This window comes from Sphaerisporangium album, from assembly GCF_003323745.1.
GTDB lineage: Bacteria > Actinomycetota > Actinomycetes > Streptosporangiales > Streptosporangiaceae > Sphaerisporangium > Sphaerisporangium album.
The window spans coordinates 326,195-352,250 of sequence record NZ_QOIL01000005.1 but is presented as its reverse complement, the minus strand read 5'-3'; the positions used below and the strand labels follow the sequence as shown (position 1 = coordinate 352,250).

Here is a 26,056-nt window from a genome sequence, read left to right as displayed (position 1 = left end):
AAGATCTCAACAGAGAATCGGCATGGCCTCTACAGGCGGCGATAAACGAATCGGTAAGCTGCCACCCATGCGCGCCCCGTCCGGATACGAGCTAGCCTCGCGATACCGGCTTCTCGAGCCCGTGGGGCGGGGCGGCATGGGCACGGTGTGGCGCGCCCACGACGAGCTGCTCGACCGTGACGTCGCTGTCAAAGAGGTCCGGCTCCCGCTCGTCCTGGACGAAGACCTGCGCGCCGAGCTGTGCGCGCGGACCGAACGCGAGGGCAGGGCCACCGCCATGGTGACCCATCCCTCGGTCATCACGGTCTTCGACGTCATCACCGAGGACGACCGGCCGTGGATCGTCATGGAGCTCCTGCACGCCCGCTCGCTGGAGGAGCTCGTCAAACAGGAGGGGCCGCTGCCCCCGCGCCGGGTGGCCGAGATCGGCCGCCAGGTGCTCGGCGCGCTGCGCGCCGTCCACGCCAAGGGCATCCTGCACCGCGACGTGAAGCCGAGCAACGTGCTCGTCACCGAAGACCGCGTGGTGCTCACCGACTTCGGCCTGGCCGCGCTGGAAGGCGACGCGTCCATCACGCAGGCCGGCATCGTCCTCGGCTCGGCCGGGTACATCGCGCCCGAGCGCGTGCTCGGCGACCGCGCGAGCCCGGCGGCCGACCTGTGGTCGCTCGGCGCCACGCTGTACACCGCCGTCGAGGGCCGGGGCCTGCACGGGCGCCGTACGGCCGCGGCGGCGCTGGCCGCGCTCACCAGCGGCGAGCCGATCCCCATGGAGCTGGCGGGGCCGCTGGCGCCGATCCTGCGCGGGCTGCTGCAGATCGACCCCGAGGCCCGGCTGGACGCCGCGCGGGCCTCGCTCATGCTCGCGCGCGTCGCGGCGGGCGGCTCGGCCGAGGAGCCTCTGGGCGGCCCGGCCCACCGCACGTCCACCCGCCGGCAGACGGCCGTGACGGGCAGCGGCGCACCGCCGGCCTCCTCGTCCTCCAACGGGTCGCGCCCCGCGCTCGGCGCCACGCCGCCCCGCAAGACCTCCCATCGCGGGCAGCACCGCGCCGACCACCGGCCTGAGCGCCCGGTCTCCTTGCCGACGCCGCCCACGCCCTACGCGGGGCCGGTGCCGCCGCCGCGCACGCCGCGCCGGTCGTCCGAGGGCTCCCACCGCAAGCCGTCCGACCCCGCGCCGGGCCGCCGCCGCGCTCCGGCGAGCTCGGAGACGAGCCCGATGCTGCGGCAATTGTCCGCGATCATGAAGATTCTGCTTCCGCGTCGCCTCTGGCCAAAAAATATGCGTAAGTGAGGCGAAAGCAATTCTCAAGACGGAATCGCTATCTTCTTACTCATGCCGGAACAGCAGACGCGGTTGCTCGCCTCCAGGTACGAGCTGATCGCTCCCCTCGGCCGGGGGACGATGGGCACCGTCTGGCGCGCTCACGACCGCCTCCTCGGCCGCGACGTCGCCGTCAAGGAGATCCGCCACGATCCGGGGCTCAGCAAGTCGCAGCGCGACGAGCTGCGGGAACGCATGATCCGCGAGGGCCGGGCCGCCGCGAAGATCGCCCACCCCTCCGTGGCGACCGTCCACGACGCCATCGTCGTCGACGGCAGCCCCTGGATCGTCATGGAGCTCGTCGAGGCGAGATCCCTCGACCAGGTGATCGACGAGGAGGGCCCGCTGCCGCCCCGGCTCGTCGCCGAGATCGGTCTCGACCTGCTCGGAGCGCTCGGCGCCGCCCACGAGCAGGGCATCCTGCACCGCGACGTCAAGCCCGCCAACGTCCTGCTCACCGAGACCGGGCGGGTGGTGCTCACGGACTTCGGCATCGCCAAGGCCGAGGGCGACAGCAACATCACCGAGACCGGCATGGTGATCGGCTCCCCCGGCTACACGGCGCCCGAGCGCGCCCGGGGCGACCACACAGGCCCCGAGTCCGACCTGTGGTCGCTCGGCGCCACGCTGTACTTCGCCGTCGAGGGACGGCCCGCGTACGAGCGGCGCACGGTCGGCGAGACGCTAGCCGCGCTCATGACCGAACAGGCCGACCCGGCGACCCAGGCGGGGCCGCTGCGCCCCGTCCTCGAAGCCCTGCTGGAGAAGGACCACACCAAGCGCCTGACCCGCGACCGCGCCACCACCATGCTCCGCGCCGTCGCCAGAACCCCCGCCACCCCCACCCCCAACCCCCCGCGCACCCCCGCCAAAACGCCGAACCTCCCCTCGACAACCCCCAACACCCCATCCGAAACCCCCCACCCCACTTCCTCAACCCCCGACACACCTCCCAAATCCTCGAACCCCCCTCCCAGAACCCCTGGCACTCCTCCCTCAAACCCCAGCACCGCTCCCAAAACCCCAGCGGCCCCTACCTCAACTTCCGGCAGCACTGCCGGAACCCCCGCCGCCCCTTCCCCAACCCCGGGTACCGCCGCTCCCGCTCCCGGTCAGAACCCCACCGCCGGCCAAGGGCCGGCTCACCAGTCCGCAGGCGCGCACTCGGCGGGTTCACGGACAACGCCGCCCGCAGGAGGCGGGGGAAAGTCGTCGGCCGACGCCGTAGCGAGCTCTACTGGTGGTGGCAGGCCGGCGGTGAAAGCGTCCGTGGACGCGGAGAGCGGGGCCGCGGGGGAGCCGCGCGACACGACCGACGCGGAGGCGGAGCCGGACCCCAACCAGACGATGGTGGTCATCCGCCCCAAGGGCGGGCTGCGCATTCCCGGCGTGAACCCCCAGACGACGCCCCCGGACCGCCCGACCGCGGGCACCTCCCCCGGCAGCACCTCCCGCAAGGCGCCGACCGGCAAAGCCTCCAGCGGTCCCATCCCTCCCACGCCCGCCGTCGTCGATCGCACGGCCGGTGGCCGCGACGGTGCCGACGACGAGGACCCGGGCGAGGACGACCAGGCCACCATGGTGGGTCTTCTCCCTCCGATCCCGGGGGACGGCCCGGCGTCACGCGCGGCCGGGCCGTCGTCTCCACCGAGGCCCGCCGGGCCCCCGTCCCGAACCGCCGGCACCCCGGCCGGACGTCCGGCGGGGTCTTCCGGTGGGCCGGGACCCGACCGGCGTACGGCGGCGTCCGCCTCCGATGGGCCCACACGCCCGCCGTCGCCCGCGCGGGCCACCGCGCCATCCAGGCGATTCCCCGCGCCCGAGGAAGCCGCGCCGCCGGACGCCACACCGCCCGAAGGCTTCGCCGCCCCCGTGGAGCCGGCCGTCGAGTCCGGGACCGGAACGCACCCCGCGCCCGGGGCACCGCCCAAGCCCAGATCGGCACCTGGATCCCCCCTCCCGGCCGGGCCGGGCGCGTCAGGCCCGGGTCCCTCGTCCGGGCCGGGTACGCCGTCCGGGCCGGGCGCGCCCTCTCGCACTGGTACGCCCTCCCCGCCTGGTACGCCATCCGGGCCCGGTACGCCCTTCCGGCCGGGTGCGCCTTCAGCGCCGGGTACGCCGTCAGGGCCGGGTGCGCCCGAGACGCCGGCTTCTCGCTACAACCCCGGCGTGCCCGGCGAGGGCTCCGAGGGTGAGAAGGTCCACCAGGAGAGTGGGCTCGGCACCGACCTGTTCGCCTTCCAGGGGACGGCCTCCCCCCGGAGCAACAGCCCGGCCGGAATGATCGTCCTCATCGCCGTGGCCCTGCTCGGCCTGGCGGCCATCGTCATGCTCGCCGCCGCCGCTCTCTCCGACACCGGCAGCGTCAAGGGCTCAGGCCCGTCCGGGACCTCCCGCGAGAACGGCTCCACCTCCGCCACGGGTTCCAGGACGCCGGGCGAGGCCGAGTCGGTCAACGTCTCCGTCCCCGGCGCCGAGGCGGCCCCGAGCACGGCCCCCGCCCCCGGGTTCCGCCGCTACGAGGACGTGAGCGGCTACGCCATCGACCTGCCCGAGCGACTCCAGAGCACCCCCAAGGGCCGCAGCGTCGGCTTCGGCGCCGACGGCGACGTCCGCGCGGCGCGGGTCAGCCGGTCGCCGGAGACCAGCGCCGACATCCTGAACACGGCCAAGGCGGCGGAGGCGCGCGCGCTCAAGGCGGGCACGTACCCGGGGTACAAGCGACTGCGGCTGATCATGACCCGCCCGACACCGTACCCGGGGACGGACGTGGCCGACTGGGAGTTCACCTACACCGCCACCGCGGGCCCCGTCCACGTGCTGTCGCGCTGGGTCGCGGTGCCCGGCGGCCCGACGTACGCGATCTATTGGTCCACCCCGCAGTCCCGCTGGGACGCGCACCGGCCGCAGCTCGCGACCGTCCTGTCGTCCTTCCGCCCCGCCCGGGCCGACGCGCCCGGAGGTTCTTAGGGCAAGACTGGGGGCATGGAGGATTTCCGGATCGAACATGACTCAATGGGTGACGTACACGTCCCGGCGGCGGCCAAGTGGCGGGCGCAGACGCAGCGGGCCGTGGAGAACTTCCCGATATCGGGGCGCGGTCTCGAACCCGCCCACATCGCGGCCCTCGGGTTGATCAAGGCGGTCGCGGCCGAGGTCAACGGCGAGCTGGGCGTGCTGGATCCCGGGCTGGCCGAGGCCATCTCCGAGGCCGCCACCGACGTCGCCGAGGGCGAATGGAACGACGAGTTCCCCGTCGACGTCTTCCAGACCGGCTCGGGCACCTCGTCCAACATGAACGCCAACGAGGTGATCGCCACGCTCGCCGAGAAGCGTCTCGGCCGGCCGGTCCATCCGAACGACCACGTCAACGCCTCCCAGTCCTCCAACGACGTGTTCCCGACGTCGATCCACGTGGCCGCGATGGTGGACGTGTTCTACGAGCTGGTCCCGGCGCTGGAACATCTGGCCGTCTCGCTGCGCCAGAAGGCGGACGTGTTCGGCAAGACGGTCAAGGCCGGGCGCACGCACCTCATGGACGCGACGCCGGTGACGCTCGGCCAGGAGTTCGGCGGCTACGCGACCCAGGTCGAGAACGGCATCGCCCGGCTTCGGTCGACCCTGCCGCGGCTGGCGGAGCTGCCGCTGGGCGGGACGGCGGTCGGGACGGGCATCAACACGCCGCCCGGCTTCGCGCGGAAGGTGATCGAGAAGCTCCGCGAGGCCACCGAGCTGCCGTTCACCGAGGCCAGGGACCACTTCGAGGCCCAGGGCGCCCGGGACGCGCTGGTCGAGTTGTCCGGGCAGCTCCGCGTGATCGCGGTGTCCCTCAACAAGATCGCCAACGACCTGCGGTGGATGGGCTCGGGCCCGAGGGCCGGTCTCGGCGAGCTGAACCTGCCCGACCTCCAGCCCGGCTCCTCGATCATGCCAGGCAAGGTGAACCCGGTGATTCCCGAGGCCGTGTGCATGGTGGCGGCCCAGGTCATCGGCAACGATGCGGCCGTAACGTTCGCGGGCGCGTCCGGCACGTTCGAGCTCAACGTGATGATGCCGGTCATCGCCCGCAACGTGCTGGAGTCGACGCGGCTGCTCGCCGGGGTGTCCCGGCTGCTGGCCGACAAGTGCGTCCACCGGCTCACCGCCAACACCGAGCGCCTGCGCGAGTACGCCGAGTCCTCCCCGTCCATCGTCACGCCGCTCAACCGCCACGTGGGCTACGAGGAGGCCGCCGCCATCGCCAAGCAGGCCCTCAAGGAGCGCAAGACCATCAAGCAGGTCGTCATCGAACGCGGCCACGTCGAGTCCGGCAAGCTCACCGAACCCCAACTGGACGCCCTCCTGGACGTCCTCTCCATGACCACCCCACCCGAGCCACCAAAACCCTCCGACGACTGACCGCCCGCGAGCACAGGATATTATCTGGCACACCAGTTCGAAGAACCATCGGTGACAATGTGATGAGCAGGCACTACGCTGGCGGCATGGGGCTCTGGGACAGGACGGCCGACGCCGCATGGGTGGCGCTGCTCCGGCGCACCCCTACCGAGAAGGGCCAGCGCGACCTGGTGCAACGGGTCGCCGAAGGAGCCTCGCCGCTGACATTGCTCCGCGAATCCCTTGGCCCTGATGGCCTCTTCGACAGCCCATTCGAGACCGCGATGCGCGAAGCCGAGAGCGAGATCGCTTCCTGGGAGCGGGAAGGCATCGCAGTCCTGACCATGGGCGACCCCTGCTATCCGCAGCGTCTGCGCGACGTCTTCGATCGGCCTCCGCTGTTGTTCGCTCGCGGCACGCTGATCGCGGACGACCAGGGAATCGCCGTCGTCGGCTCCCGGTCGGTGTCCGACCCTGGGCGCCGGCTGGCCATCGACCTCGCCGGACGCCTGGTCGAGCGAGGCCTCACGGTGGTGTCGGGGCTGGCGGCCGGTGTCGATGCCGCGGCACACCGAGGCGCCATCGAGGCGGGAGGCCGCACGCTCGCGGTGATCGGTACAGGAATACGGCACAGCTATCCCCCCGAAAACCGTGATCTTCATCGAGAGGTCGCCGAGCACGGTGCCGTACTTTCGCAATTCTGGCCCGACAAAGGGCCGGACAAGTACACCTTCCCGCAGCGAAACGGCACCATGTCCGGTTACGCGCTGGCGACCATCATCGTCGAGGCGAGCGAGCGGAGCGGGACTCGTATTCAGGCCCGCAAAGCCGTCGAGCACGGTCGGCCCGTGATCCTGATGCGATCGGTGGTCGACCGAACGGAGTGGGGCAGAACCGCCGCCCGCCAGCCTGATGTCCACGTCGCAGGGGACGCCGACCAGGCTATGTCCGTCGTCGATGACGTGGTGGATCGCCCCAACCAGATCGAGCGTCTGCTGTCCGCCCTTAATCCATGAGCGCGCCCGAGCCGATCCCGGGCCTGCGCGACATCGTTCGCACGCGTCTGGGTGCCATCATGCGTAACCCGATCCGGCTACCGTACGTCACTTGTGCGATGTGCACAGTGCCGATCACACGGCAGTACACGCTCTGCTACCGCTGCAACGAAGATGTTCGTGGTTCGCAAGCGGCGCCCGGCCACGGGCTCGGCGTTCCCATCGCACGCCGAATCGTTCCGCTCACCTATGCGCTGTACGGCGAGCAGTCGAATATCGACATGCACCGCTACAAGGATCCGATGCCCGAGCCGCAAAGGCTTCGAACCCCCTCCTATCAGCGCGTTCTTCTGTTAGCTCTCGGCTTCGCGATGGTCCACGCCTCGTGCATCGACCGCGTGTCGGTCCGTCCCGTGAGCTGCGTGTCCGTCGTGCCTTCGCTGAGCGGGCGACCAGGTCGCCACCCTCTCCTGTCCGTCAGTGACGTTCTTCCACGCCACTGGCAACGCGTTGAGTTGCGGGGCGTGAGCGGGATTCCCGAAGCGCAACGACGTCAGGTCCGGGCAGGCCACTTCCTCCTTCACCCGACCCAACAGGTGGCCGGCCACCATGTGGTGATCTTCGAGGACACCTGGGTGCAGGGTGGTCACGCCCAGTCCGCCGCCGCGACCGTTCTGATGTCCGGAGCCGCCGAGGTGACGATCGTCACCATCGCCCGTCGTGTTCGGAACAATCAGCGGTCACCTGGCGAGGAGGCGCTGCGGAACGCGCTGCCGACGTCCGAATACACCCTGGACATCTGTCCCGTGACCGGCCGATCCTGCCCCTGATCCTGGTGAACTCAGTCCGGGGGCGGGGACGGGAGGTAGCGGCGTTGGAGGGCTTGGGCGAGGCGGAGGGCGTATTTGCCGCCGGGTAGGTGGGACAGGAGCTTGCCGAGGGGGGAGCGGCGGACGGCGAGGGTGCCGGGTTCGCCGGCCGCCTGGATCCGGGCTCGGCCGCGGGTCATTTCCAGGGCGAAGCGCAGGGATGCCTCCCTGCCGTCGACGCGCAGGTGGGGAGTCCACAGGCCGTTGCCGAGGTGGCCCTCGCCGGGGAGGCGGCGGACGGGTACCTTGGCGACGAGCTGGCCGGGGAAGCGTCCCGGGACGCCCGGTTCGACCAGGGCGGGCACGGTGATGACCCGTCCGCGGCCGGCGAGCTGCCGGAGCACCAGCTCCGCGGGCGGCCCGCCGCTCGGGGGGACGTACGGGACGGGCAGGACGAGGAAGACGTTGCCCTCGCGGTGGGTGACCGAGGCGCCGGGCGAGACCAGGACGATGGACTCGGCGAACGAGCGGGGCTCCACGCACACGCTGAGCTCCCGTTGCTCCGACCAGCAGGGGATGACCAGCCTGCGCGGCCGTCCGGCGAGGACGCCGACGCAGCTCAGCTGGGCCCCGCGGCGGCCGGCGACGCGGGTGCGGGCCTGCTGGGCGCCGCCGTGCATGCGGACGTGCACCTCCCACTCGCCCGAGCGCAGCGGACGGCCGAGCGCGGCGGTGCCGACGTCGAGCCGGGCGCGTCCGACGGCCCAGACGCGCACCCGGCCGCCCTCCTGCGCGCGGCACACCTCACCGTGGACGGGAATGAAGAAGATCATCCCGTGGTCCTGGTCGCGGATGTAGACCTCCATGCGGGCGCGGGCGACCGCGTCGGTGACGTCGGCCAGCGGCGCGGGGAGGTCGAACCCGGCCAGGGGCGGCGTCCAGTACAGGCGGTCGCCGTCGGCCCTGAAGGTGATGGGCGAGCCGTCGGGGCCGAGGAGCTCGACCGCGAGGTCCATGATCAGGGCGTCCTCGTCCCAGCGCACCTCGCGCAGCTCGGCACGGACGGAGATGCCCCTGGACGCGTCGCTGAGGGCCACCAGACGCCCCAGTTCGCCGGATCTGACCAGAACCGCCCGGGCGCGGAGATGGACCGGGAGATGGCGGTCCAGCTCTTCGGGGAACCGCTCGGCGGTCAGCGCGCGCAGTTCGCCGAAGATCGCCGCGCGCTGGTCGGAGCGGGCCGACAGCAGGTGACGCCCCCCGAGCAGGCGCAGCACGCCCGCGCGGAACCAGTGCGCGTACAACCGCTCGCGCTGGTCGCCGGGGTCGCTGTGCGCGTCGACGATGTCGAGGATCGCCCGCAGTCCCGCGGCGTACGCGGCCGGGTCGGGCGGTCGCTCGGACGGCGGGCCGAGGTGGCAGCAGATCTGGTCGGCCAGGATCGCGATGACCTTCGCCGTGAGGTACGCCTCGACGACGAACGCCTGCTCCGAGAGCTCGGGCTCGATGTCGGGGAAGCGGATCTCGCGCGCCTCCAGGAAGGCGCGGCGGAACAGCTTTTGCGCGGTGGGCAGCGCGAGCAGCCGGTCACGCAGCAGGTCGGCGCGCTCGCGGTTGCGGCTGAAGGCCCGCTGCGGCGGGTTGTCCCCGCGGACGAGGCGGCCGATGAGGATGTCGGCGTCGGCCTCGACGGCCGCGCGGTACATCATCTCCAGCGCGACGCGTTCGAGCCGGTCGCGCTGCCCGAGCAGGTAGACGTACTCGCCGCGCGCCACGGCGAGGCCCACGTTGCGGCCCCGCGCCGGCGTCCCGGTGTGTTCCAGGTGCAGGACGCGCACGTTGGGCCGGACGGCGGCGACCGCGTCGAGGCGCTCGCGCGTGCCGTCTCCGGACCGGTCGTCCGCGAAGATCACCTCGTACTCGTCCGACGGCATGGTCTGCTCCAGGAGCGAGCGCACGCACGCGTCGAACGCGTCGTCGTCCGGACCCGGCTCCGATACCGGTACGACCACGCTGACCTTGACACCCATGTGGGCAAGCGTGCGCCGCGCGCCGAGGGGAGATGGCCCGGCTTGCCGAAACCTCGAACAACTCTGACCAAGAGTTTCGCGCTGATCAGGACGCCCGGGTGATCGCACGGCGAGGGCGCCGGCGGATCGGGACCTCCGACCGGACCGGTGGATCAGGGCCGGTGGATCAGACGCGGTCGATGAGACGCGGTCGATCAGAAGCGCCGATCGGACCGGTCGGATCAGCGCCCCTGATCCGACCGGCGGAGCGGAGCGGCGGACGGCCCCGCCGGCCTCACCCCGGAGGGTGTCAGTACCAGCCGGTGGACTGCGAGTGCGCCCAGGCGCCGCAGGGCGACTTGTAGCGGGCCGCGATGTACCCGAGCCCCCACGCGATCTGCGTGACCGGGTTGACCTGCCAGTCGCCACCGGCGCTCGCCATCTTGCTGCCCGGAAGGGCCTGCGGGATGCCGTACGCGCCGCTGCTGCGGTTCATGGCGCGCTCGTTCCAGTGGCTCTCTTTGTCCCAGAGCTTCTCCAGGCAGCCCCACTCGCCCGACCAGCCCTTGGCGGCGGCCATCTTCTGGCCGATGGCCTTGTTGCTGCCGGGGTCGGGCTTGGAGCCGGGCGGGAACGCCTGCGGGGTGAAGCCGCCGCCTCCGGGGGCCTCCTTGACGATCTTCACCGAGTCCCAGTCGGGACCGTCCTGCTCGCGGGCGTCCTTGATGGCCCGCGCCCGCTGGGCCTGCGCGGCGGAGGCCTTGAGGGCGTCGGTCTTGGCGTCGGGCGCGAAGGGGTCGTTGACCATGCGCGTGAGGTCGTCGAGCGAGAGCGGGTCGGTGGCGGCCGCCTCGTTCTCCTTCATGGTCTTGACCGTGAAGACGCCGAGCGCCGCGACGACCGCGAGGGTCAGCCCGATGCCCGCGACGCGCTTGGGGGTAATCCAGGACCCGCGCGCCGACTTCGGGCGGGCGCGGCCGCGGGGAGGACGGACGTCGTCGTCCCGCCCGCCTCGTTTGTCGCGCAACTGCTGGCCTGAGCTCACGGCCTATGAGCTTGCCGTGACCTGGGGGGTACTTCGCAACCGGAACGTGGAAGTTATTTGACCGTTACATGACCTGACCGGCCGGTAACGTGCGCTTTCGCGAATAATGTGACTTACCTCACACGACCCCGTCGCCCGCCCTCCGGATCCCCGCACCGGAGGGCGGCGCAACGACGGGGCGCTCGGGGCTCAGCGTGCAGGACCGGTGTCGGGGTCGCGTCGGCACCGCGTCACAGTTCCGTGACAGAGAAGGGGATAACGGACTTTCGGCAATAATGTGCGGGTGGCCGGCATCCTCCTCGTTGAAGACGACCCCTCCGTCCGCACGGGCCTGGAGCTGGCCCTCACGCGGCAGGGTCACTCCGTCACGGCCTACGCGACCGGGGAAGAGGCTCTGGACCACGTGCGCGCCCGCCGCCCCGAGATCGTCATCCTGGACGTCATGCTGCCGGGCATCGACGGCGTGGAGGTCTGCCGCCGCATCCGCAGGCTCGACTCGCTGCCCATCATCCTGCTCACCGCCCGCGGCGACGACCTGGACATGGTGGTCGGCCTGGAGGCGGGCGCGGACGACTACGTGGTCAAGCCGGTGGAGCCCCGCGTGCTGGACGCCCGCATCCGCGCCGTCCTGCGCCGCCTCGAGTCCGCCTCCGCCGACCGCATCAGCTTCGGCGACCTGGTCGTCGACCGCGGCGCGCTGAAGGTCACCCTGTCCGGCCGCGAGGTGCACCTCACGCCGACCGAGCTGCGGCTGCTGCTCGAACTGGTCCGGCACCCGGGCCAGGTGCTCAACCGCCGGTACCTCCTGCGCGCGGTCTGGGACCACAACCACGTGGCCGACTCGCGGCTCGTGGACGCCTGCGTCCAGCGCATCCGGGCCAAGATCGAGCCCGTCCCGGCCGAGCCGGTGTACATCCACACCGTCCGCGGGTTCGGGTACCGCTTCAGCCCGCCGTGAACGTCGGCCGCCGCCACCGCACGGGACTGCGCGCGCGGCTGGTCATCACCTTCATCCTGGTGGCGGTGACCGCCTCGGCGCTGGTCGCGGGCATCGGGTACCAGCTCGTCCGCCGCGCGCTCCTGGAACGTGCCGAGAACGGCGCCATCTCGGACGTGCGGGACGTTCTGCAGCGCATCGCGATCCCCATCGGCACCAGCGACCTGCTGTGGCCGGCCGACTCGGCGGTGTCGGAGAACGACCTGGACGCGCTGGCCGAGTCGCTGGACGGCCCGGACCGGCAGGTGATCCTCAGGTACGGCGACCGCGAGCGGCTCAGCAGCGGCACCACACTCGGCCTGGACGACGTGCCGGGCGAGCTGCGCCTGAAGGCCGCCTCCCGCCTGGTCCACCAGCGGCTGCTGATCCGCGACGAGCCGTGGCTGCTGATCGGCACGCAGGTCCACCGGCTGACCAAGACGGGCGCGGTGCGGCCGACGGGGATGACCGTGTTCGTCTTCGTCTCGCTCAAGGAGGAGGACGGCGTCCTCGCGCGGCTGCGCACCGCGCTCGCCCAGTCGTCGGGCATCACCCTGGCCATCGCGCTGACCGTCGCGCTGGTGTCGGCGCGCAGCGTCCTGCTGCCCGTGCGCAGGCTCGGCGACGCCGCGCGGGCCCTCGGCGCCGGACGCCTGGACACGCGCCTGCCCGTCCACGGCCGCGACGAGCTGGCCGGGCTGACCGCGACGTTCAACGACACGGCCTCCGCGCTGGAGCAGACGGTCTCGGAGCTGCGCGCGCTGGAGGCGATGTCGCGGCGCTTCGTGGCCGACGTCTCGCACGAGCTGCGCACGCCGCTCACCGCGATGACGGCCGTGACCGACATGCTCACCGAGGAGGCGCAGCGCCTGCCCCCGGACGCCGGCAAGGCCGTGGACATCGTGGTGCGCGAGATCAACCGGCTGCGGATCCTCGTCGAGCACCTCATCGAGGCGAGCAGGCTCGACTCGGGCACGGCCGTGCTGATCAGGGAGAACGTGGACGTGGGCGTGGCGCTGGCCGACTGCCTGGAGATCCGCGGCTGGACCGGCCGGGTGCGGCTGGAGGTCGCGCGCGGGCTCTCGTTCTCCCTGGACCCGCGCCGCTTCGACGTGATCGTTGCCAACCTGGTCGGCAACGCCCTGAGCCACGGCGCGCCGCCGGTCGGCGTCACCGCGCGCGCCCTGCGCAGCGGGCTGGAGGTCCGGGTGCGCGACCGGGGCCAGGGCATCCCGCGCGAGGCGCTCCCCCACGTCTTCGAGCGCTTCTACAAGGTGGGCGCGGGCCGGGCGCGCAGTGACGGCAGCGGGCTCGGCCTGTCGATCGCCAAGGCCAACGCCGAGCTGCACGGCGGCACGATCCGGGTGGAGCTGTGCGACCCCGGGACCCGCTTCACCGTCTGGATCCCCCACCCATGAGCGCCCGCGGAGTCGTGACGTGCGCCGTGGCGGCGCTGACCCTGGCCGGGGCGGCGGCCTGCGGAGTGGACCCGACGCGGGTGGACGACGCCGGACCCGCCCCGGTGATCAGCGCCCGGGGCGCGGCGGCCACGATCTACCTGCTGCGGGACGGACGCCTCGCGCCGAAGAACGTGACCACCACGTCGTCGGCCGTCGAGGACCTGATCACGGCCCTGTTCGAGGTGGGCAGGCGGCCGGGGGACGGCCTGGGGACGGCGCTGCGGGGTTTCCGGCTGGAGCAGAGCGTCGTCGGCCGGTACGGGGTGGACAGCGGCGTGCGCAACGACCCGGAGAACCCCGTGGGCCTGCGCCTGCACGTGATCGTCAACGGGCCGGGACGGCTCGGCAGGACGGCGCTGGCCCAGATCACCTGCACAGCGCGGCTGCGCGAGGAGATCTGGGCCGTGAAGATCACCCAGACGACCCCCAAGGGGCCGATGGCGCTCGGGGAGCACACCTGCAAGGAGTACCACCGGCTGGCGGCCCCCAGCGTGAACCTCCCGCCGTGAGGCGCCGGGTCAGGGGGTGATGTCCTCCAGCATCTCGGTCACCAGGGCGGCGATCGGCGAGCGCTCGGAGCGGGTCAGCGTGACGTGGGCGAACAGGGGGTGTCCCTTGAGCTTCTCGACCACGGCCACCACGCCGTCGTGCCGTCCCACGCGGAGGTTGTCGCGCTGGGCGATGTCGTGGGTGAGCACGACGCGCGAGTTGGCGCCGATGCGCGACAGCACGGTGAGCAGGACGCCGCGCTCCAGCGACTGGGCCTCGTCCACGATGACGAACGCGTCGTGCAGCGAGCGGCCCCGGATGTGCGTGAGCGGCAGGACCTCCAGCATGCCCCGGTCGAGGACCTCCTCGATCACCTCGGGCGTGGTGACGGCGCCGAGCGTGTCGTACACCGCCTGCGCCCAGGGGCCCATCTTCTCGTTCTCGGTGCCCGGGAGGTAGCCGAGCTCCTGGCCGCCGACCGCGTACAGGGGGCGGAAGACGATGACCTTGCGGTGCTGGCGGCGCTCCAGGACGGCCTCCAGGCCGGCGCACAGGGCCAGGGCCGACTTGCCGGTGCCCGCGCGCCCGCCGAGGGAGACGATGCCGACCTCGGGGTCCATGAGAAGGTCGAGGGCGATGCGCTGCTCGGCCGAGCGTCCGTGCAGGCCGAACACCTCGCGGTCGCCGCGCACCAGCCGCACGGACTTGTCGGGCAGGACGCGCCCGAGCGCGGAGCCGCGGGCCGACAGCAGGCGCAGGCCGGTGTGCGTGGGCAGCTCGCGCGCCTCTTCGTGGTCGAGGTTGCCGTTCTCGAACAGCCCCTCGATGTCCTCGGTGGTCACCTGGAGCTCGTGCATACCGGTCCAGCCGGACTCCACGACCAGGTCGGCGCGGTATTCCTCCGCGCTGAGGCCGATCGAGGCGGCCTTGACCCGCATGGGGAGGTCCTTGGAGACGAGCACGACGTCGCTGCCCTCGGCGGCGAGGGACCGGGCGACGGTCAGGATGCGCGTGTCGTTGTCCCCGAGCCGGAACCCGGCCGGGAGGATCGCGGGGTCGCTGTGGTTGAGCTCTACCCTGATGGTGCCGCCCTCGCCGATCGGCATGGGCTCGTCCAGCCTGCCGTGCTCCACCCGCAGATCGTCGAGGAAACGGAGGGCCTTGCGGGCGAAGTACCCCAGCTCCGGGTGATGGCGCTTGGCCTCCAGCTCGGTGATGACGACGATCGGTAGGACGACTTCGTGCTCGGCGAAGCGGCTCATCGCCGCCGGGTCGGACAGGAGGACAGAGGTGTCCACAATGTAGGTGCGCCTGGACGACGCACCGGACTCGGTGGACGGGTTGCTCGAGGACACTGCCACGCGCTCTCCCCCGGGCGCCAGGATTGAGCGCCCTGCCAGATGAGGTGGTGAACGGACCGGGCCCGGTCGTGCGCACCCGCGAGGCGACGCCGGATACCGGCCCCCCTCGTCGTGTGGCGACGCAAGGCGGACCCTCTCCCGAAGTAGGCGGTATGGAACTGCCTACCGTCTACGGTACGTCGTGAAGTTCTCCGGCCCAACAGCGTGAACGGCTGAGATAGATGTATTTCACCGCGTGTTTCAATTGCCGTACCGTCGGTGCCGCGCGGCATACGAGCGAAGCGCCCGCAAGAAGTCGACCCTGCGGAAATCAGGCCAGTAGGCCTCGCAGAAGTAGAACTCGGAGTGGGCGCTCTGCCAGAGCATGAAGCCAGAGAGCCGCTGCTCTCCCGAGGTGCGGATGAGGAGATCCGGATCGGGGAGGCCGCGCGTGTAGAGATGCTCCGCGATGTGCTCGACGTCGAGGACCTCGGCAAGCTCCTCGATGCTCGCGCCCTTGCTGGCGTGCTCCTGGAGGAGGGAGCGCACCGCATCAGCGATCTCACGTCTTCCTCCATACCCAACTGCAACGTTCACAATCAGGCCTGGACGGCGCGATGTCACTTCTTTCGCATCTTTGAGGATTCTCGCCGTACTGTCGGGCAAGAGGTCCAAAGCGCCCACTGGGTTGATGTGCCAGCCCTGGGCCACCCACTCCTGGACGGTGTCCTCGATGATCTCGACGAGCTGGTCGAGCTCTTCCTTGGGGCGGGAGAGGTTGTCGCTCGACAGCAGCCACACCGTGACGATCTCGACGCCCGCCTCGCGGCACCACTCCAGCAGCTCGGAGATCTTGTCCGCGCCCTTCTGGTGGCCGTGGCTGACGTCGCGCAGGCCCATGGCCCGGGCCCAGCGGCGATTGCCGTCGACGATGACGCCCACGTGGCGGGGTATCTGACCGCCGGACAGCTTCGACTCGAGCCGGCGCTCGTACAGCCGGTACACGAGGTCGCGCACGTCCATGGAAGCCTCCCCTTCGCCGCCCGTCCGCTTCCGGACCTTGACAACACGCCATTATCACGTGCCCGGGCGCCTGCCCGTCCCCAGCTTCCGCCACAGGCCCGCACCGGGAAGGCGTCTTCACGATGTCTTCACATCGCCGCCACAAAGGTCGCACCAGGAAGGCGAGGAGCCGGTCCGTACGGCGCACTGCCACCTGCGCGCGAGGACGGCGCGCGGAGGCGCGGGCGGGACGCGAGGCTCGTGCGGGCACGGTCAATCAAGACCTACGCGGTAAGGCACAACCATTACCCTAACCGCGCCATCTCGGACATAAAACCCCAAACCTCCCCCGAACTCAGCCCAGCCGGGCGACCAGGGAGCGGTGTTCCTCCCAGAGCTCACCGGGCAGGTGGGCGCCGAACGTCTCGAAGAAGTCCGGGATCAGCGCCGCCTCCTGCCGCCACACCTCGCGGTCCACCGACAGCAGCGTCCCGAGCTCCTCCTCCCCGAGGCCGAGGCCCTGGACGTCGAGCGCGCCCTCGGCCGGAAGCAGCCCGATCGGCGTCTCCACGGCGTCCGCCTCGCCGTTCAGGCGCTCGACGATCCACTTCAGCACCCGGATGTTCTCGCCGAAGCCGGGCCACAGGAAGCGGCCGGAGGCGTCCTTGCGGAACCAGTTGACGTAGTAGAGGCGCGGCAGCTTCTCCGGCGAGGTCATCGTGCCGACCTTCATCCAGTGACCGAAGTAGTCGCCCATGTTGTAGCCGCAGAACGGCAGCATCGCGAACGGGTCGCGGCGCAGCTCGCCCACGGTGCCCTCGGCGGCGGCAGTCTTCTCCGAGGCGATGTTGGCCCCGAGGAACACGCCGTGCCGCCAGTCGAAGGACTCGGTCACCAGCGGGACGGCCGTCGCGCGCCGCCCGCCGAAAAGGATCGCCGAGATCGGCACGCCCTTGGGGTCGCGCCACTCGGGGGCGATCGTCGGGGCCTGGGACGCCGGGGTGGTGAAGCGGGCGTTCGGATGCGCGGCCGGCTCGGGCGAGTCCGGCGTCCAGTCGCGCCCGCGCCAGTCGGTGAGGTGCGCCGGCGGCTCGTCGGTGAGGCCCTCCCACCACACGTCGCCGTCGTCGGTCAGCGCGACGTTGGTGAAGATGCTGTTGCCCCACAGCGTCGCGACGGCGTTGGCGTTGGTCGTCTCGCCGGTGCCCGGCGCCACGCCGAAGAAGCCGGCCTCCGGGTTGATGGCGTACAGGCGGCCGTCCTCGCCGAAGCGCATCCACGCGATGTCGTCGCCGATCGTCTCGACCTTCCAGCCCGGGATGGTCGGGCGCAGCATGGCGAGGTTGGTCTTGCCGCAGGCGGACGGGAAGGCCGCGGCGACGTACCGCGCCCGCCCGGAGGGCGGGGTGAGCTTGAGGATGAGCATGTGCTCGGCCAGCCAGCCCTCGTCGCGCGCCATCACGCTCGCGATGCGCAGGGCGTAGCACTTCTTGCCGAGCAGCGCGTTGCCGCCGTACCCCGAGCCGTACGACCAGATCTCCCGGGTCTCGGGGAAGTGGCTGATGTACTTGGTGGAGCTGCACGGCCACGGCACGTCCTCCTGGCCGGGCGCGAGCGGCGCACCGACGGAGTGGACGGCGCGCACGAAGTCCCCGCGCTCCTCGATCAGGCGCAGGGCCGCCTCGCCCATGCGGGTCATGACCCGCATGGAGACGGCGACGTACGGCGAGTCGGTGATCTCGACGCCGAGCTGCGAGATCTCCCCGCCGAGCGGGCCCATGCAGAACGGCACGACGTACATCGTGCGCCCGCGCATGCAGCCGCTGAACAGCTCGTCGAAGGTCGCGCGCATCTCCTTGGGCGAGATCCAGTTGTTCGTCGGCCCGGCGTCCTCGGGGTCCTCCGAGCAGATGAAGGTGCGGTCCTCGACGCGGGCGACGTCGGAGGGGTCGGAGGCGGCGTAGAAGCTGTTCGGGCGCTTGGCGAGGCGGGTGAAGGTGCCCTGCTCGACGAGCAGGTTCGTCAGCCGCGTCCATTCGGCCTCCGAGCCGTCGCACCACTCGACGCGGTCCGGACGGGTCAGTTCGGCGATCTCCCGCACCCACGCGACCAGCTCGGCGCAGGACGTCGGAGCGGTCGTCTCGATGGAATCAATGGAAACTGCCACTGGGCCGGCTCCTTACTCTCAGGCCAAACATCATTAACGAAGAATCGCCCCGAATCCAATTGGCGTAGACCAGTCGGTGAAACGGAGGCCCAAGGGTCCCTAAAATCAGGGAGATCGGTTCCGCGCATTTCACTTTCGTTTCGGCCGGATTAATTCAGGGGACGCGCCGTGGTTCTCCACCGACCACGCCGATCATGCGTCGTAGCAGGCAGAGGCTGTGATGATGCCGGGCAGTCTACCCAGGCTTTACCAATATAAAAGCGAGGGCCCCGGCCGCCGGGGGCACTGCCCACCGGGTGCGGGGCCCGCATTGGTATAGGCCAATTCGAGTGGTCTAATCCACTCGGCGCATTGGTTCAGTCCAATTCACGCATTCAGATCGGGGCCCTCGGAACGCACGCGGTCGACGTGCTGAAGGGCATCGCGCAGGTCAGCGAGCCATGTGTCGGTGTGGCTGCCCACCAGGCGCACGCACCACGCCAGCGCGTCGCTGCGGCTGCGCGCGACCCCCGCCGCGACGAGCGTGTCGAGCACGCGCCGCTCCTGCTGGCGCAGGCGGGTCATGACGGGGATGGAAAGGGTGGTGAACATCACTGTCGCGTCGTCGCAGGAGACCCCCCAGGAGACCTTGCGGCGGAAGCGGTGCTCGGCCTCCCGCGCGATCTCGATGCGCCGCTCGCGGGTCTCCTCCCGGAAGCGCTGGACGTGACCGTCGAGCAGCGCCGCCCGCTCGGCCCCGGTGGCCTCCTCGGCCGCGGCCGGCACCGGCAGGGCGCCGACGACCGCGATCTCCTCACGGTCGATGACGAACTCGTGCTTCCCGCCGAACCACTGCTCGGGCAGCCGCCCTGTGAACCATGACATGATCACTGATTCATCTGTATCCATGTAATCGAGATTACACCTCTACGTCCGGCCATCAAGGGGACGGGCGGGCCGAACCGGACGCCGGGGACGACGGGATCAGCGCCGCCTCCGATCACGCCACAATTGGGAGATGAGCTCACCGCCGCACACCGGACAGCCCTTCGGCCTCCGCGAGCGCAAGAAGGCCAGGACCCGGCGGACGATCCAGGAGCACGCCATGCGGCTGTTCGCCGAACAGGGCTACGACGCCACGACGATCGAGCAGATCGCCGAGGCCGCGGAGGTCTCGCCCAGCACGTTCTTCCGCTACTTCCCCACCAAGGAAGACGTCGTCATCCAGGACGACTACGACCCCATGATCGCCGAGGCGTACCTGCGGCAGCCCGCGTCCCTCTCCCCGCTGGAGGCGGTGAGGCGGGCGATGAGCGAGGTCTTCGCCGAGATCTTCGCCGAGGACGAGCAGACGATCCTGCGGCGCATCCAGCTCATCTGGTCGATCCCGGCCCTGCGCTCCCGCCAGGTGGAGGGCCGGATGGCCGGCATGGCGATGCTGACGGCCGTCACGGCCGAGCGCACCGGCCGCTCCGCCGACGACCTGGAGGTGCGGGTGTTCGCGGGCGCGGTCGTGGGCGCCTGGATCGTCGCCGTCGAGCGCTGGATCGAGCTGGAGGGCGCCACGCCCCTCGCCGCGCTGATGGACGAGGTGCTGGTCTTCCTGGGCCGGGGCATGCCGCTCCAGCCCTGAGGACGTGCTCCCCGGCTGCGATCGGTGAACCGCCGGGGCGTGTCCGTCAGCGGACGCGGGCGGCCACCCAGGGGCTCACCCGCACGACCCCGGCGAGGTTCCTGGTCGAGACGGGCGAGATCTTCACGACGTCGCCGGTGCGCGGCGCCTGCAGCATCTTGCCGTCGCCCCAGTAGATCGCGACGTGCGAGATGTACCCCGGGTTGGTGGGGTCGCTGCGCCAGAACAGCAGGTCGCCGGGCTGGGCCTGGGCCAGCGGGATCTGCGGGCCGGTCACCCACTGCTGGTGGGTGACCCGCGGCATCCGCACCCCCGCCTGCGCGAACGCCCACTGCACGAGCCCGGAGCAGTCGAAGGTGTCCGGCCCCTCCGCGCCCCAGACGTACGGCCGGCCGAGCTTGCCCACGGCGGCGGTGAGCGCGGCGCGTATCTGGTCGGGCGACATGAACGCGCTGGTCGGCCAGGTGGTGCGGGCCTGGGCGGGACGGGCGAGCACCGGGTTGATCAGGGCGACCTGGGTGCCCTTGGGCAGGGCCTTGAGGATCGCCGACCGCAGCTTCTCCAGGTCGACCCCGGGCGCGCTCACGACCATCGCGTTGCCCTCGGGGATGCCGAGGGCGCGCGCGGTCTGCTGGGAGACCACGGCGTTGATCAGGCCCATGCCCATCGTCGCGTACGCGCCGACGCGCATCTTCGTGCCGCCCGCGTCGAGCGTCGACCCGAGCACCACGCCGCCGTCGCTGCCGAGCACGAAGGACACCGCGACGTCCCCGGCCGCCACGCTGTTCCACAGCGCGTCCGACCTGGCCGTGGAGCGCGGGGTGTATGCGCGGAACGTCGAGGGGTTAACGCCCATGGTCTGCACGCGCTTGCCGCCCATCATGACGTCGGCGGCGTCGGTGACCTCGACGGACTTCACGCCCTTGTAGTCGTTGACCGCGCGGACGGCGGCGGCCGGCAGCGTGCGGCGCGAGACCACGAACAGGTGGGGCGCGTGCATCTCGGCCAGCGGCGCGACCGTCGGCCGCGTCGGCGCGACGGGAAGCTCGCCGGCCGCGGCGACGTACCCCTCACGCCGGGGCACCGAGTCGCGGGGGGCCGACGCGGCCACCACGGTGGGCTGCCGCGCGGACAGCTCCCCCATGACCATCAGGTCGGCCGCGAGGACGGTGACCAGCCCGGCCGCGATCAGCGGCACCGTGCGGCGCAGCAGCCGGGACGGCGGCCGGGGAGGCGTGGGCTGGAGGCCGGGGTGGAAGCGCAGATCCTCGCGGACCTCCGCGAGCGCGCCGCCGAGCTGGTCGCGGACACCGCTCAGCCCGCGGACGAGGCTCTCTCGGACGACGGTCGAGCCGCGCGGTCGCCGATCGAGCACGTTCCCCCCATACGGCCTTATTTCCTACATAACCGGTCAATGACTGATTCTTGCGGACTCCGTCACTGATGTCCGGAGTTCACCCTAAACAGTCTTGGTCCGCCGGAGCCATGCTCCGGCGGACCAAGTTCCCGGACCGGGGTCCGGGGCAGCTCATGGGAGGCCACGGAACTCCGCGAGAAACGGCGCCCCTCGCGCTCAGCCGCCGATGTACGGGACGGCCTCGAGGATCTCGACGGTGTTCGTCCTGCCGTTGGGCATGGTGTACGTGGCCTTCTCGCCGATCTTCTTGCCGTTGATCGCGGACCCGAGCGGCGACTTCGGCGAGTAGACGTCGATCGGCGCGCCGCTCTCCTCGCGGGAGGCGAGCAGGAACGTCACCTCGTCGTCGTCACCGGCGAAGCGGATCGTCACGGTCATGCCGGGGCCGACGACGCCCTCGGTCCTGGGGGCCTCGCCCACCCTCGCCTGGTCGAGAAGCTGGCGGAGCTGGAGGATGCGGCCCTCCATCTTGCCCTGCTCCTCCTTGGCCGCGTGGTAGCCGCCGTTCTCCTTGAGGTCGCCCTCTTCGCGGGCGGCTTCGATCTTCTTGGCGATGTCGACACGCCCGGGCCCCGAGAGGTACTCAAACTCCGACTTCAGACGGTCGTACGCCTCCTGCGTCAGCCAGGTGACGTTCTCTTCGCGGGAGTCGACCACGGGTTCTCCTTGCGTACTCGTGAGAGTTGCTGGCGTTCGAATTGGGGGAGACTAACAAATTAACCCGCCCGAACGCTTTCCCAAAAGTCTCATTGTACGAGATAGCAGTACTGCACGTCGCCAGAAGTGGCGCGCGCGCTGGTCTGCACGCGCTCGGTCAGCCGGACATCGGACTCCCCGCGGGGCAGGGTGACGCTTCTGGTGCCCACCTCGACGTGCTCGGTGTCGGTCGCCCGCAACTGGCACACCGCCTCGCGGTCGGCGGGCTTGTGCGCCTGGAAGGTGACCGTCACCGACCCGGGCCCCTGGACCTCGAAGGCGATCACCTCGGTCAGCACCTCGGGGTTCCCCTTGGCGGACATCATGACATAGCCCCAGCCGCCCATGGCCGCGACCACGATGACGGCGATGACCGCGAACAGCACGGATCGCCCGGCGCGCCGCCCTCGTCCGGGACGCTCCCCGAACGAGCCGGGAGTGCCCAGGACGGGCTCAGTAGTGCCCGGAACCGGCCCCTCCGCACGCGAACCGACACCTCTTTCGGCCATGGCGGAATCTCCCAGCGGTCTCCGGACGTTGCACGAGACAATTGTCCCCCGCGGGGCGACCGCCCTCCGCGCCGCCCCAAGAGAAAATAACCTCTCTTGAGAGCTGTCCTGGACACTTGAGGAGACCGAGCCGTGGTTGCACCCCTGAGGTTGCTGGCTGTACACGCGCACCCAGACGACGAGTCGAGCAAGGGGGCCGCGACGATGGCCCGCTACGCCGCCGAGGGCATCGACGTGCTGGTCGTCACGTGTACCGGTGGTGAACGCGGCTCCATCCTCAACCCCAAGATGGACCGCCCCGACATCCTCGACAACATCACCGAGGTGCGGCGGCAGGAGATGGAGAAGGCGCGCGAGATCCTCGGCGTCCGGCAGACCTTCCTCGGCTTCGTCGACTCCGGCCTGCCCGAGGACGAGAACGAGCCGCTGCCCGAGGGGTGCTTCGCGCTGCAACCGGTCGAGGTCGCGGCGGCGCCGCTGGTGGCGGCCATCCGTGACTTCAAGCCGCAGGTGATCCTCACCTACGACGACGACGGCGGCTACCCGCACCCCGACCACATCATGACGAACAAGATCTCGGTCGAGGCCTTCGAGGCCGCGGGCGACCCGGACCGCTACCCGGACCTGGGCGACCCGTGGCAGCCGCTGAAGCTCTACTACCACATGGGCTTCACCCGGGCGCGGTTCGAGGCCCTGCACACGGCCATGACCGACCGCGGCATCGGCTCCCCGTACGCCGACTGGATCTCCCGCTGGGAGGACCGCCCGCAGAAGTGGGAGGTCACCACCCGGGTCCACTGCGGCGACTTCTTCGAGGTGCGCGACCTGGCGCTGCTCGCCCACGCCACCCAGGTCGACCCGGACGGCACGTGGTTCGTGTGCCCGCGCGACCTGCAGCGGGAGGTCTGGCCCACCGAGGACTACCACCTGGCCCGGTCGCTGGTCGACACCGAGCTGCCCGAGAAGGACCTGTTCGCGGGCATCCACACCGACGAGGTCACCCGGGCCCGCCACTGACGGGGGTAACCGGCGGAGGTACCGGCGGGAGCTCGGGCATCGGGTGGCAGACTTGACGGGTGACTGATTTCACCGCACTCGCGGCCGCCGCCGCGCCGGCCGCGCCGGTCGGGCCCGGGCTCATCGGCTTCCTGGTGGTCGCGGCCATCGGCGTCGCGCTGTACTTCCTGGTGAAGTCGATGAACCGCCAGATCTCCAAGATCGAGGTTCCGCACGAGGAAGACCTCGCCAAGCGCGAGGCGTCCGAGCGGGCGCCGGGGCCCGAGTCCGCGTCCACGTCCGGGGAGTCCGGGGCCGGGCGCGGCGACAACGGCACCCACTGAGGCGTCGTCCCACCCCCGAGGCCGTCCTACCTGAGAGGGAGCCGTTCATGGAGCATGCGGTCGAAGTGGCCGACAACGCCGAGGCCAAGCGGTACGAGATCCGGGTCGACGGAAAGCTGGCCGGGTTCGCCGACTACCGTCTGCGCGCCGACCGAATGATCTTCACGCACACGGAGATCGGCGACGAGTACGAGGGCCAGGGGCTCGGCAGCCGCCTGATCCGCGTGGCGCTCGACGGCGCGCGCGACACCGGCCTGAGCGTCGTGCCGCGCTGTCCCTTCGTGGCCCGCTTCATCGAACGGCACCCGGAGTACCAGGACCTGCTCGCCGCCGGGCCGGACGCCGAGGGCGCCGAGACGGCCCGCTGACGGCCGTCCGTCCCCACCCCGGCGGGCCGTCCCCCCCGATGCACGGCGCGGCCCGTTCGCCCCTGTCACCGCCGGGCGCGGGCCGCGCTCAGCTCGGCGACCAGGCCAGCTCCAGCGCCTTCGGCAGGCCCCACCAGCCGAGCGGGGTGAGGATCTGCCGCTCGTCCACGATGCCGAGCCGGATCCACAGCGGCATCACCGAGGTGAACAGCTCCTCGGTGGTCCGCAGGTCCTCGGGGTCGTCCATCTCGACGTCGATGTCCTCGGACTCGGCGACGAACCGGGCGATCCGCTCCGGGGAGGCCAGGACGCCGGGGCCGCGCCGGGCGAGCGCCGTCACGGCGGCGAGCCAGTCGGCGTGGTGGATCGTGCACAGCGCGGCCAGCGCGGCGTCCTCCTCGCTGAGCTCGGCGTCCAGGTTCCAGAACTGGTGGGCGTCCTCGTCCTGGAGGTCGGAGACCGGGCTGGCGATGCCGGCCGCCACCGTCAGCCACAGCTCGGTGTCGTCCTCGGGCAGCCGCTCGCCGTCGATGCCGGCGCAGGCCCTCAGCACCGAGCCGGGGTAGCCGGGCTCGTCGAGCAGGGCGCGCAGCCGCCGTGCGGCGGCCTCCAGGTCGGCGGACGGCAGGTCCGGCTCGGGCAGGTCGGCGAGCACCCTCCGCAGCTCGCTGAGCGCGAACGCCTCCTCCTCGTCCCAGGTGGCGAACAGCCCTTCCTCCAGCTCGTCGTTGACCGCCGGGCCGGGCACCCGGCCGTCGGGCAGGGGCGAGATCAGCCAGCGATCCTGGATGTCCTCGTACACCTCGCGGGCCTCGGTGTCGCCGGACGCGAGCCGGTCGGGGTCGATGCGCCCGTCGGCGACCTGGTCCTCCAGGTGGGCCACGAGCCGGTCGTGCAGTTCAGAGGCCACCGGCCCGCGCTCGCCCTCCTCCGGCCAGACGAAGTAGGCGCGGGTGATCAGAATCGGCTCGGTGCCGGTCGCCTCCAGCCACCGCTGGACGTCCCCGACCGTGGCCACGCCCATCTCGATGGACGCGAGCGTCGCCTTCGCCGAGTCCCAGAACCGCGCCGACAGGGGGTTGCCCGCCGCGAGCATCGCCCGGCGGAGGTCGGGCAGGGCGACCAGCGCCTGGCCGGTGGGGACGGCGAGCAGTGCCCGCGCGATGTCCCGCCTGGTCAGGCGGCCCGGGGGGCGGCCCGCGTGCTCGCAGACGAAGTCCAGATCCAGCCTCACGCCCTCCGAGATTACGCGCATGGCGGCGAACGCGACAGCGCCGCGCCCCCGGTTGGCACGGCGCGCGTCTCTCTGGCGGTCTTCCCGCTTGACCAAGAATTTGAAAGGACGGGATGAAAGGCCCTGGTGATGGCCCTTGAGCTGGGCAAGAGGGGAAATGAGGCATTTGTAGGCCTCGCACCTTGAGGAGGGGGCTATGACCGTGACCCAGACGTCACGCACCGGTCGAACAGGCACGCCGTCGGCGGCCGAACACGATGGCGACCTGTTCAGCGTGGACACACCGGTCGTCAGCGTGAGCGTCCACCGGCCCCACATGCCGAGCATGCCGCGCTTGATGGGCGGGACACGGCGCCGCGGCCAGGAGATGAACCGGGCCATGGAGACGGCCAGGACCTTCCTCCCGCCGCCAGAGCGCATCGTCTACTACGGCGGGCTGGGCCTGCTCGCCGCCATCGGCCTGATGGAGTGGCCCGTGGCCGCCGCCATCGGGGCCGGCACGCTGATCGCGCAGCGCGCGTGCGCCGCCGCGGGCAAGGGGGCCGAGGGCCGGACGGCCGAGGCGGCGCGCCCGTCCACGACCACCGGCGCGCGCACCACCACGACCAGGACGCCGCGCACCACCACGCGCGCGTCGGGGACCACCTCCCGCGCGGGCACCCGCACGGGGACGCGGACCGCCGCCTCACGTACGAGCGGCACCACGTCCGGCAGGTCGACGGGGACCACGTCCCGGTCGCGCGCCACCGGGGGCACGTCCTCGCGTGGCGCGACCGGCACCGCGGCCTCGCGCGGCGCCGCCGCCACGCAGAAATCCGACACTTCGCCGGAGAGGCGTCCAAGCGCCTGACCTGGGCAGACTTATGATCGAACGATCAGACCGC

General features: G+C 71.3%; 23 protein-coding genes. 13 read left to right on the top strand and 10 right to left on the bottom strand.

Features of this window, described 5'->3' with window-relative positions; genetic code table 11:
• Nucleotides 1–67: 67 nt before the first annotated feature.
• The 5 genes from DQ384_RS11540 to DQ384_RS40385 all read left to right on the top strand — a co-directional run bounded on the left by DQ384_RS11540 (nt 68) and on the right by DQ384_RS40385 (nt 7,529).
• A complete protein-coding gene (locus DQ384_RS11540) occupies nt 68–1,297 on the top strand; it encodes a serine/threonine-protein kinase (protein WP_114028717.1) in 1,230 nt (409 codons plus the stop codon).
• 42 nt (nt 1,298–1,339) lie between these two features.
• A complete protein-coding gene (locus DQ384_RS42145; protein ID WP_220182892.1) occupies nt 1,340–4,297 on the top strand; it encodes a serine/threonine-protein kinase in 2,958 nt (985 codons plus the stop codon).
• A 15-nt stretch (nt 4,298–4,312) separates the two neighbouring features.
• The gene (locus DQ384_RS11530; protein WP_114028716.1) at nt 4,313–5,725 is read left to right on the top strand and encodes a class II fumarate hydratase; all 1,413 of its coding nucleotides are present in this window, start codon (nt 4,313–4,315) and stop codon (nt 5,723–5,725) included.
• 86 nt (nt 5,726–5,811) lie between these two features.
• Nucleotides 5,812–6,720 carry a DNA-processing protein DprA gene (locus DQ384_RS11525; protein WP_181871156.1) on the top strand — a complete coding sequence of 303 codons (909 nt, stop codon included), beginning with the start codon at nt 5,812–5,814 and terminating at the stop codon, nt 6,718–6,720.
• Complete coding sequence (locus DQ384_RS40385) at nt 6,717–7,529, top strand: hypothetical protein (protein ID WP_147268742.1); 813 nt, start codon at nt 6,717–6,719, stop codon at nt 7,527–7,529. The genes DQ384_RS11525 and DQ384_RS40385 overlap by 4 nt, the downstream gene beginning before the upstream one ends.
• An 11-nt stretch (nt 7,530–7,540) precedes the next feature.
• Here the strand turns inward: DQ384_RS40385 and DQ384_RS11515 are convergent, their stop codons facing one another.
• Nucleotides 7,541–9,538: a glycosyltransferase family 2 protein gene (locus tag DQ384_RS11515; RefSeq protein ID WP_114028713.1), complete on the bottom strand. Its 1,998-nt coding sequence runs from the start codon at nt 9,536–9,538 to the stop codon at nt 7,541–7,543.
• Between the two features lie 289 nt (nt 9,539–9,827).
• Nucleotides 9,828–10,562 carry an aggregation-promoting factor C-terminal-like domain-containing protein gene (locus DQ384_RS11510; RefSeq protein ID WP_245966388.1) on the bottom strand — a complete coding sequence of 245 codons (735 nt, stop codon included), beginning with the start codon at nt 10,560–10,562 and terminating at the stop codon, nt 9,828–9,830.
• Nucleotides 10,563–10,845: 283 nt separating this feature from the next.
• Between DQ384_RS11510 and DQ384_RS11505 the strand changes: the two genes are divergently transcribed.
• From DQ384_RS11505 to DQ384_RS11495, 3 genes are read left to right on the top strand one after another with little or no spacing between them, the layout of a single operon-like run.
• The gene (locus DQ384_RS11505) at nt 10,846–11,520 is read left to right on the top strand and encodes a response regulator transcription factor (RefSeq protein ID WP_114028846.1); all 675 of its coding nucleotides are present in this window, start codon (nt 10,846–10,848) and stop codon (nt 11,518–11,520) included.
• The gene (locus DQ384_RS11500; RefSeq protein WP_114028711.1) at nt 11,517–12,956 is read left to right on the top strand and encodes a sensor histidine kinase; all 1,440 of its coding nucleotides are present in this window, start codon (nt 11,517–11,519) and stop codon (nt 12,954–12,956) included. The genes DQ384_RS11505 and DQ384_RS11500 overlap by 4 nt, the downstream gene beginning before the upstream one ends.
• Nucleotides 12,953–13,507, top strand: coding sequence for a hypothetical protein (locus DQ384_RS11495; protein ID WP_114028710.1), 555 nt, complete (start codon nt 12,953–12,955; stop codon nt 13,505–13,507). Before DQ384_RS11500 ends, DQ384_RS11495 begins: the two co-directional genes overlap by 4 nt.
• Nucleotides 13,508–13,516: 9 nt before the next feature.
• Here DQ384_RS11495 and phoH2 read toward each other — a convergent pair whose 3' ends face one another.
• The 4 genes from phoH2 to DQ384_RS11475 form a co-directional block, all read right to left on the bottom strand.
• The gene (gene phoH2 / locus DQ384_RS11490) at nt 13,517–14,788 is read right to left on the bottom strand and encodes an RNA 5'-3' helicase PhoH2 (protein ID WP_114028845.1); all 1,272 of its coding nucleotides are present in this window, start codon (nt 14,786–14,788) and stop codon (nt 13,517–13,519) included.
• Nucleotides 14,789–15,088: 300 nt separating this feature from the next.
• On the bottom strand, nt 15,089–15,850 hold the full coding sequence (locus DQ384_RS11485) for an isoprenyl transferase (protein ID WP_114028709.1): 762 nt from the start codon (nt 15,848–15,850) through the stop codon (nt 15,089–15,091).
• 334 nt (nt 15,851–16,184) lie between these two features.
• Nucleotides 16,185–17,996, bottom strand: coding sequence for a phosphoenolpyruvate carboxykinase (GTP) (locus DQ384_RS11480; RefSeq protein ID WP_114028708.1), 1,812 nt, complete (start codon nt 17,994–17,996; stop codon nt 16,185–16,187).
• 366 nt (nt 17,997–18,362) lie between these two features.
• Complete coding sequence (locus DQ384_RS11475; protein ID WP_245966386.1) at nt 18,363–18,860, bottom strand: hypothetical protein; 498 nt, start codon at nt 18,858–18,860, stop codon at nt 18,363–18,365.
• 133 nt (nt 18,861–18,993) lie between these two features.
• Here DQ384_RS11475 and DQ384_RS11470 point away from each other — a divergent pair, with 133 nt between their 5' ends.
• Nucleotides 18,994–19,608 carry an acyl-CoA-like ligand-binding transcription factor gene (locus DQ384_RS11470; RefSeq protein WP_114028706.1) on the top strand — a complete coding sequence of 205 codons (615 nt, stop codon included), beginning with the start codon at nt 18,994–18,996 and terminating at the stop codon, nt 19,606–19,608.
• Nucleotides 19,609–19,654: 46 nt separating this feature from the next.
• Here DQ384_RS11470 and DQ384_RS11465 read toward each other — a convergent pair whose 3' ends face one another.
• The 3 genes from DQ384_RS11465 to DQ384_RS11455 all read right to left on the bottom strand — a co-directional run bounded on the left by DQ384_RS11465 (nt 19,655) and on the right by DQ384_RS11455 (nt 22,230).
• Nucleotides 19,655–20,983, bottom strand: coding sequence for a C40 family peptidase (locus DQ384_RS11465; RefSeq protein ID WP_245966385.1), 1,329 nt, complete (start codon nt 20,981–20,983; stop codon nt 19,655–19,657).
• A gap of 198 nt (nt 20,984–21,181) precedes the next feature.
• Complete coding sequence (gene greA / locus DQ384_RS11460) at nt 21,182–21,682, bottom strand: transcription elongation factor GreA (protein WP_114028705.1); 501 nt, start codon at nt 21,680–21,682, stop codon at nt 21,182–21,184.
• 89 nt (nt 21,683–21,771) lie between these two features.
• Nucleotides 21,772–22,230, bottom strand: coding sequence for a DUF4307 domain-containing protein (locus DQ384_RS11455; RefSeq protein WP_114028704.1), 459 nt, complete (start codon nt 22,228–22,230; stop codon nt 21,772–21,774).
• A 132-nt stretch (nt 22,231–22,362) separates the two neighbouring features.
• On the opposite strand from DQ384_RS11455, the gene mca reads away from it, so the two are divergent.
• From mca to DQ384_RS11440, 3 genes are read left to right on the top strand one after another with little or no spacing between them, the layout of a single operon-like run.
• On the top strand, nt 22,363–23,247 hold the full coding sequence (mca, locus tag DQ384_RS11450; RefSeq protein ID WP_114028703.1) for a mycothiol conjugate amidase Mca: 885 nt from the start codon (nt 22,363–22,365) through the stop codon (nt 23,245–23,247).
• A gap of 59 nt (nt 23,248–23,306) precedes the next feature.
• On the top strand, nt 23,307–23,570 hold the full coding sequence (locus DQ384_RS11445; RefSeq protein WP_114028702.1) for a hypothetical protein: 264 nt from the start codon (nt 23,307–23,309) through the stop codon (nt 23,568–23,570).
• A gap of 47 nt (nt 23,571–23,617) precedes the next feature.
• Nucleotides 23,618–23,938, top strand: a complete 321-nt coding sequence (locus DQ384_RS11440) for a GNAT family N-acetyltransferase (RefSeq protein ID WP_114028701.1) — start codon at nt 23,618–23,620, stop codon at nt 23,936–23,938.
• A gap of 88 nt (nt 23,939–24,026) precedes the next feature.
• Here the strand turns inward: DQ384_RS11440 and DQ384_RS11435 are convergent, their stop codons facing one another.
• A complete protein-coding gene (locus DQ384_RS11435) occupies nt 24,027–25,172 on the bottom strand; it encodes a hypothetical protein (protein ID WP_245966384.1) in 1,146 nt (381 codons plus the stop codon).
• 196 nt (nt 25,173–25,368) lie between these two features.
• On the opposite strand from DQ384_RS11435, the gene DQ384_RS11430 reads away from it, so the two are divergent.
• On the top strand, nt 25,369–26,022 hold the full coding sequence (locus tag DQ384_RS11430; RefSeq protein WP_114028699.1) for a hypothetical protein: 654 nt from the start codon (nt 25,369–25,371) through the stop codon (nt 26,020–26,022).
• The last annotated feature ends 34 nt before the right edge of the window (nt 26,023–26,056 follow it).

What these genes read in the sequence shown, in the direction of transcription:
- DQ384_RS11540 (WP_114028717.1), top strand. Translation starts at nt 68, where the DNA reads ATGCGCGCCCCGTCCGGATACGAGCTAGCCTCGCGATACCGGCTTCTC.
- DQ384_RS42145 (WP_220182892.1), top strand. Translation starts at nt 1,340, where the DNA reads ATGCCGGAACAGCAGACGCGGTTGCTCGCCTCCAGGTACGAGCTGATC.
- DQ384_RS11530 (WP_114028716.1), top strand. Translation starts at nt 4,313, where the DNA reads ATGGAGGATTTCCGGATCGAACATGACTCAATGGGTGACGTACACGTC.
- DQ384_RS11525 (WP_181871156.1), top strand. Translation starts at nt 5,812, where the DNA reads ATGGGGCTCTGGGACAGGACGGCCGACGCCGCATGGGTGGCGCTGCTC.
- DQ384_RS40385 (WP_147268742.1), top strand. Translation starts at nt 6,717, where the DNA reads ATGAGCGCGCCCGAGCCGATCCCGGGCCTGCGCGACATCGTTCGCACG.
- DQ384_RS11515 (WP_114028713.1), bottom strand. Translation starts at nt 9,538, where the DNA reads ATGGGTGTCAAGGTCAGCGTGGTCGTACCGGTATCGGAGCCGGGTCCG.
- DQ384_RS11495 (WP_114028710.1), top strand. Translation starts at nt 12,953, where the DNA reads ATGAGCGCCCGCGGAGTCGTGACGTGCGCCGTGGCGGCGCTGACCCTG.
- DQ384_RS11485 (WP_114028709.1), bottom strand. Translation starts at nt 15,850, where the DNA reads ATGGACGTGCGCGACCTCGTGTACCGGCTGTACGAGCGCCGGCTCGAG.
- DQ384_RS11475 (WP_245966386.1), bottom strand. Translation starts at nt 18,860, where the DNA reads ATGTCATGGTTCACAGGGCGGCTGCCCGAGCAGTGGTTCGGCGGGAAG.
- DQ384_RS11470 (WP_114028706.1), top strand. Translation starts at nt 18,994, where the DNA reads ATGAGCTCACCGCCGCACACCGGACAGCCCTTCGGCCTCCGCGAGCGC.
- DQ384_RS11455 (WP_114028704.1), bottom strand. Translation starts at nt 22,230, where the DNA reads ATGGCCGAAAGAGGTGTCGGTTCGCGTGCGGAGGGGCCGGTTCCGGGC.
- DQ384_RS11440 (WP_114028701.1), top strand. Translation starts at nt 23,618, where the DNA reads ATGGAGCATGCGGTCGAAGTGGCCGACAACGCCGAGGCCAAGCGGTAC.
- DQ384_RS11430 (WP_114028699.1), top strand. Translation starts at nt 25,369, where the DNA reads ATGACCGTGACCCAGACGTCACGCACCGGTCGAACAGGCACGCCGTCG.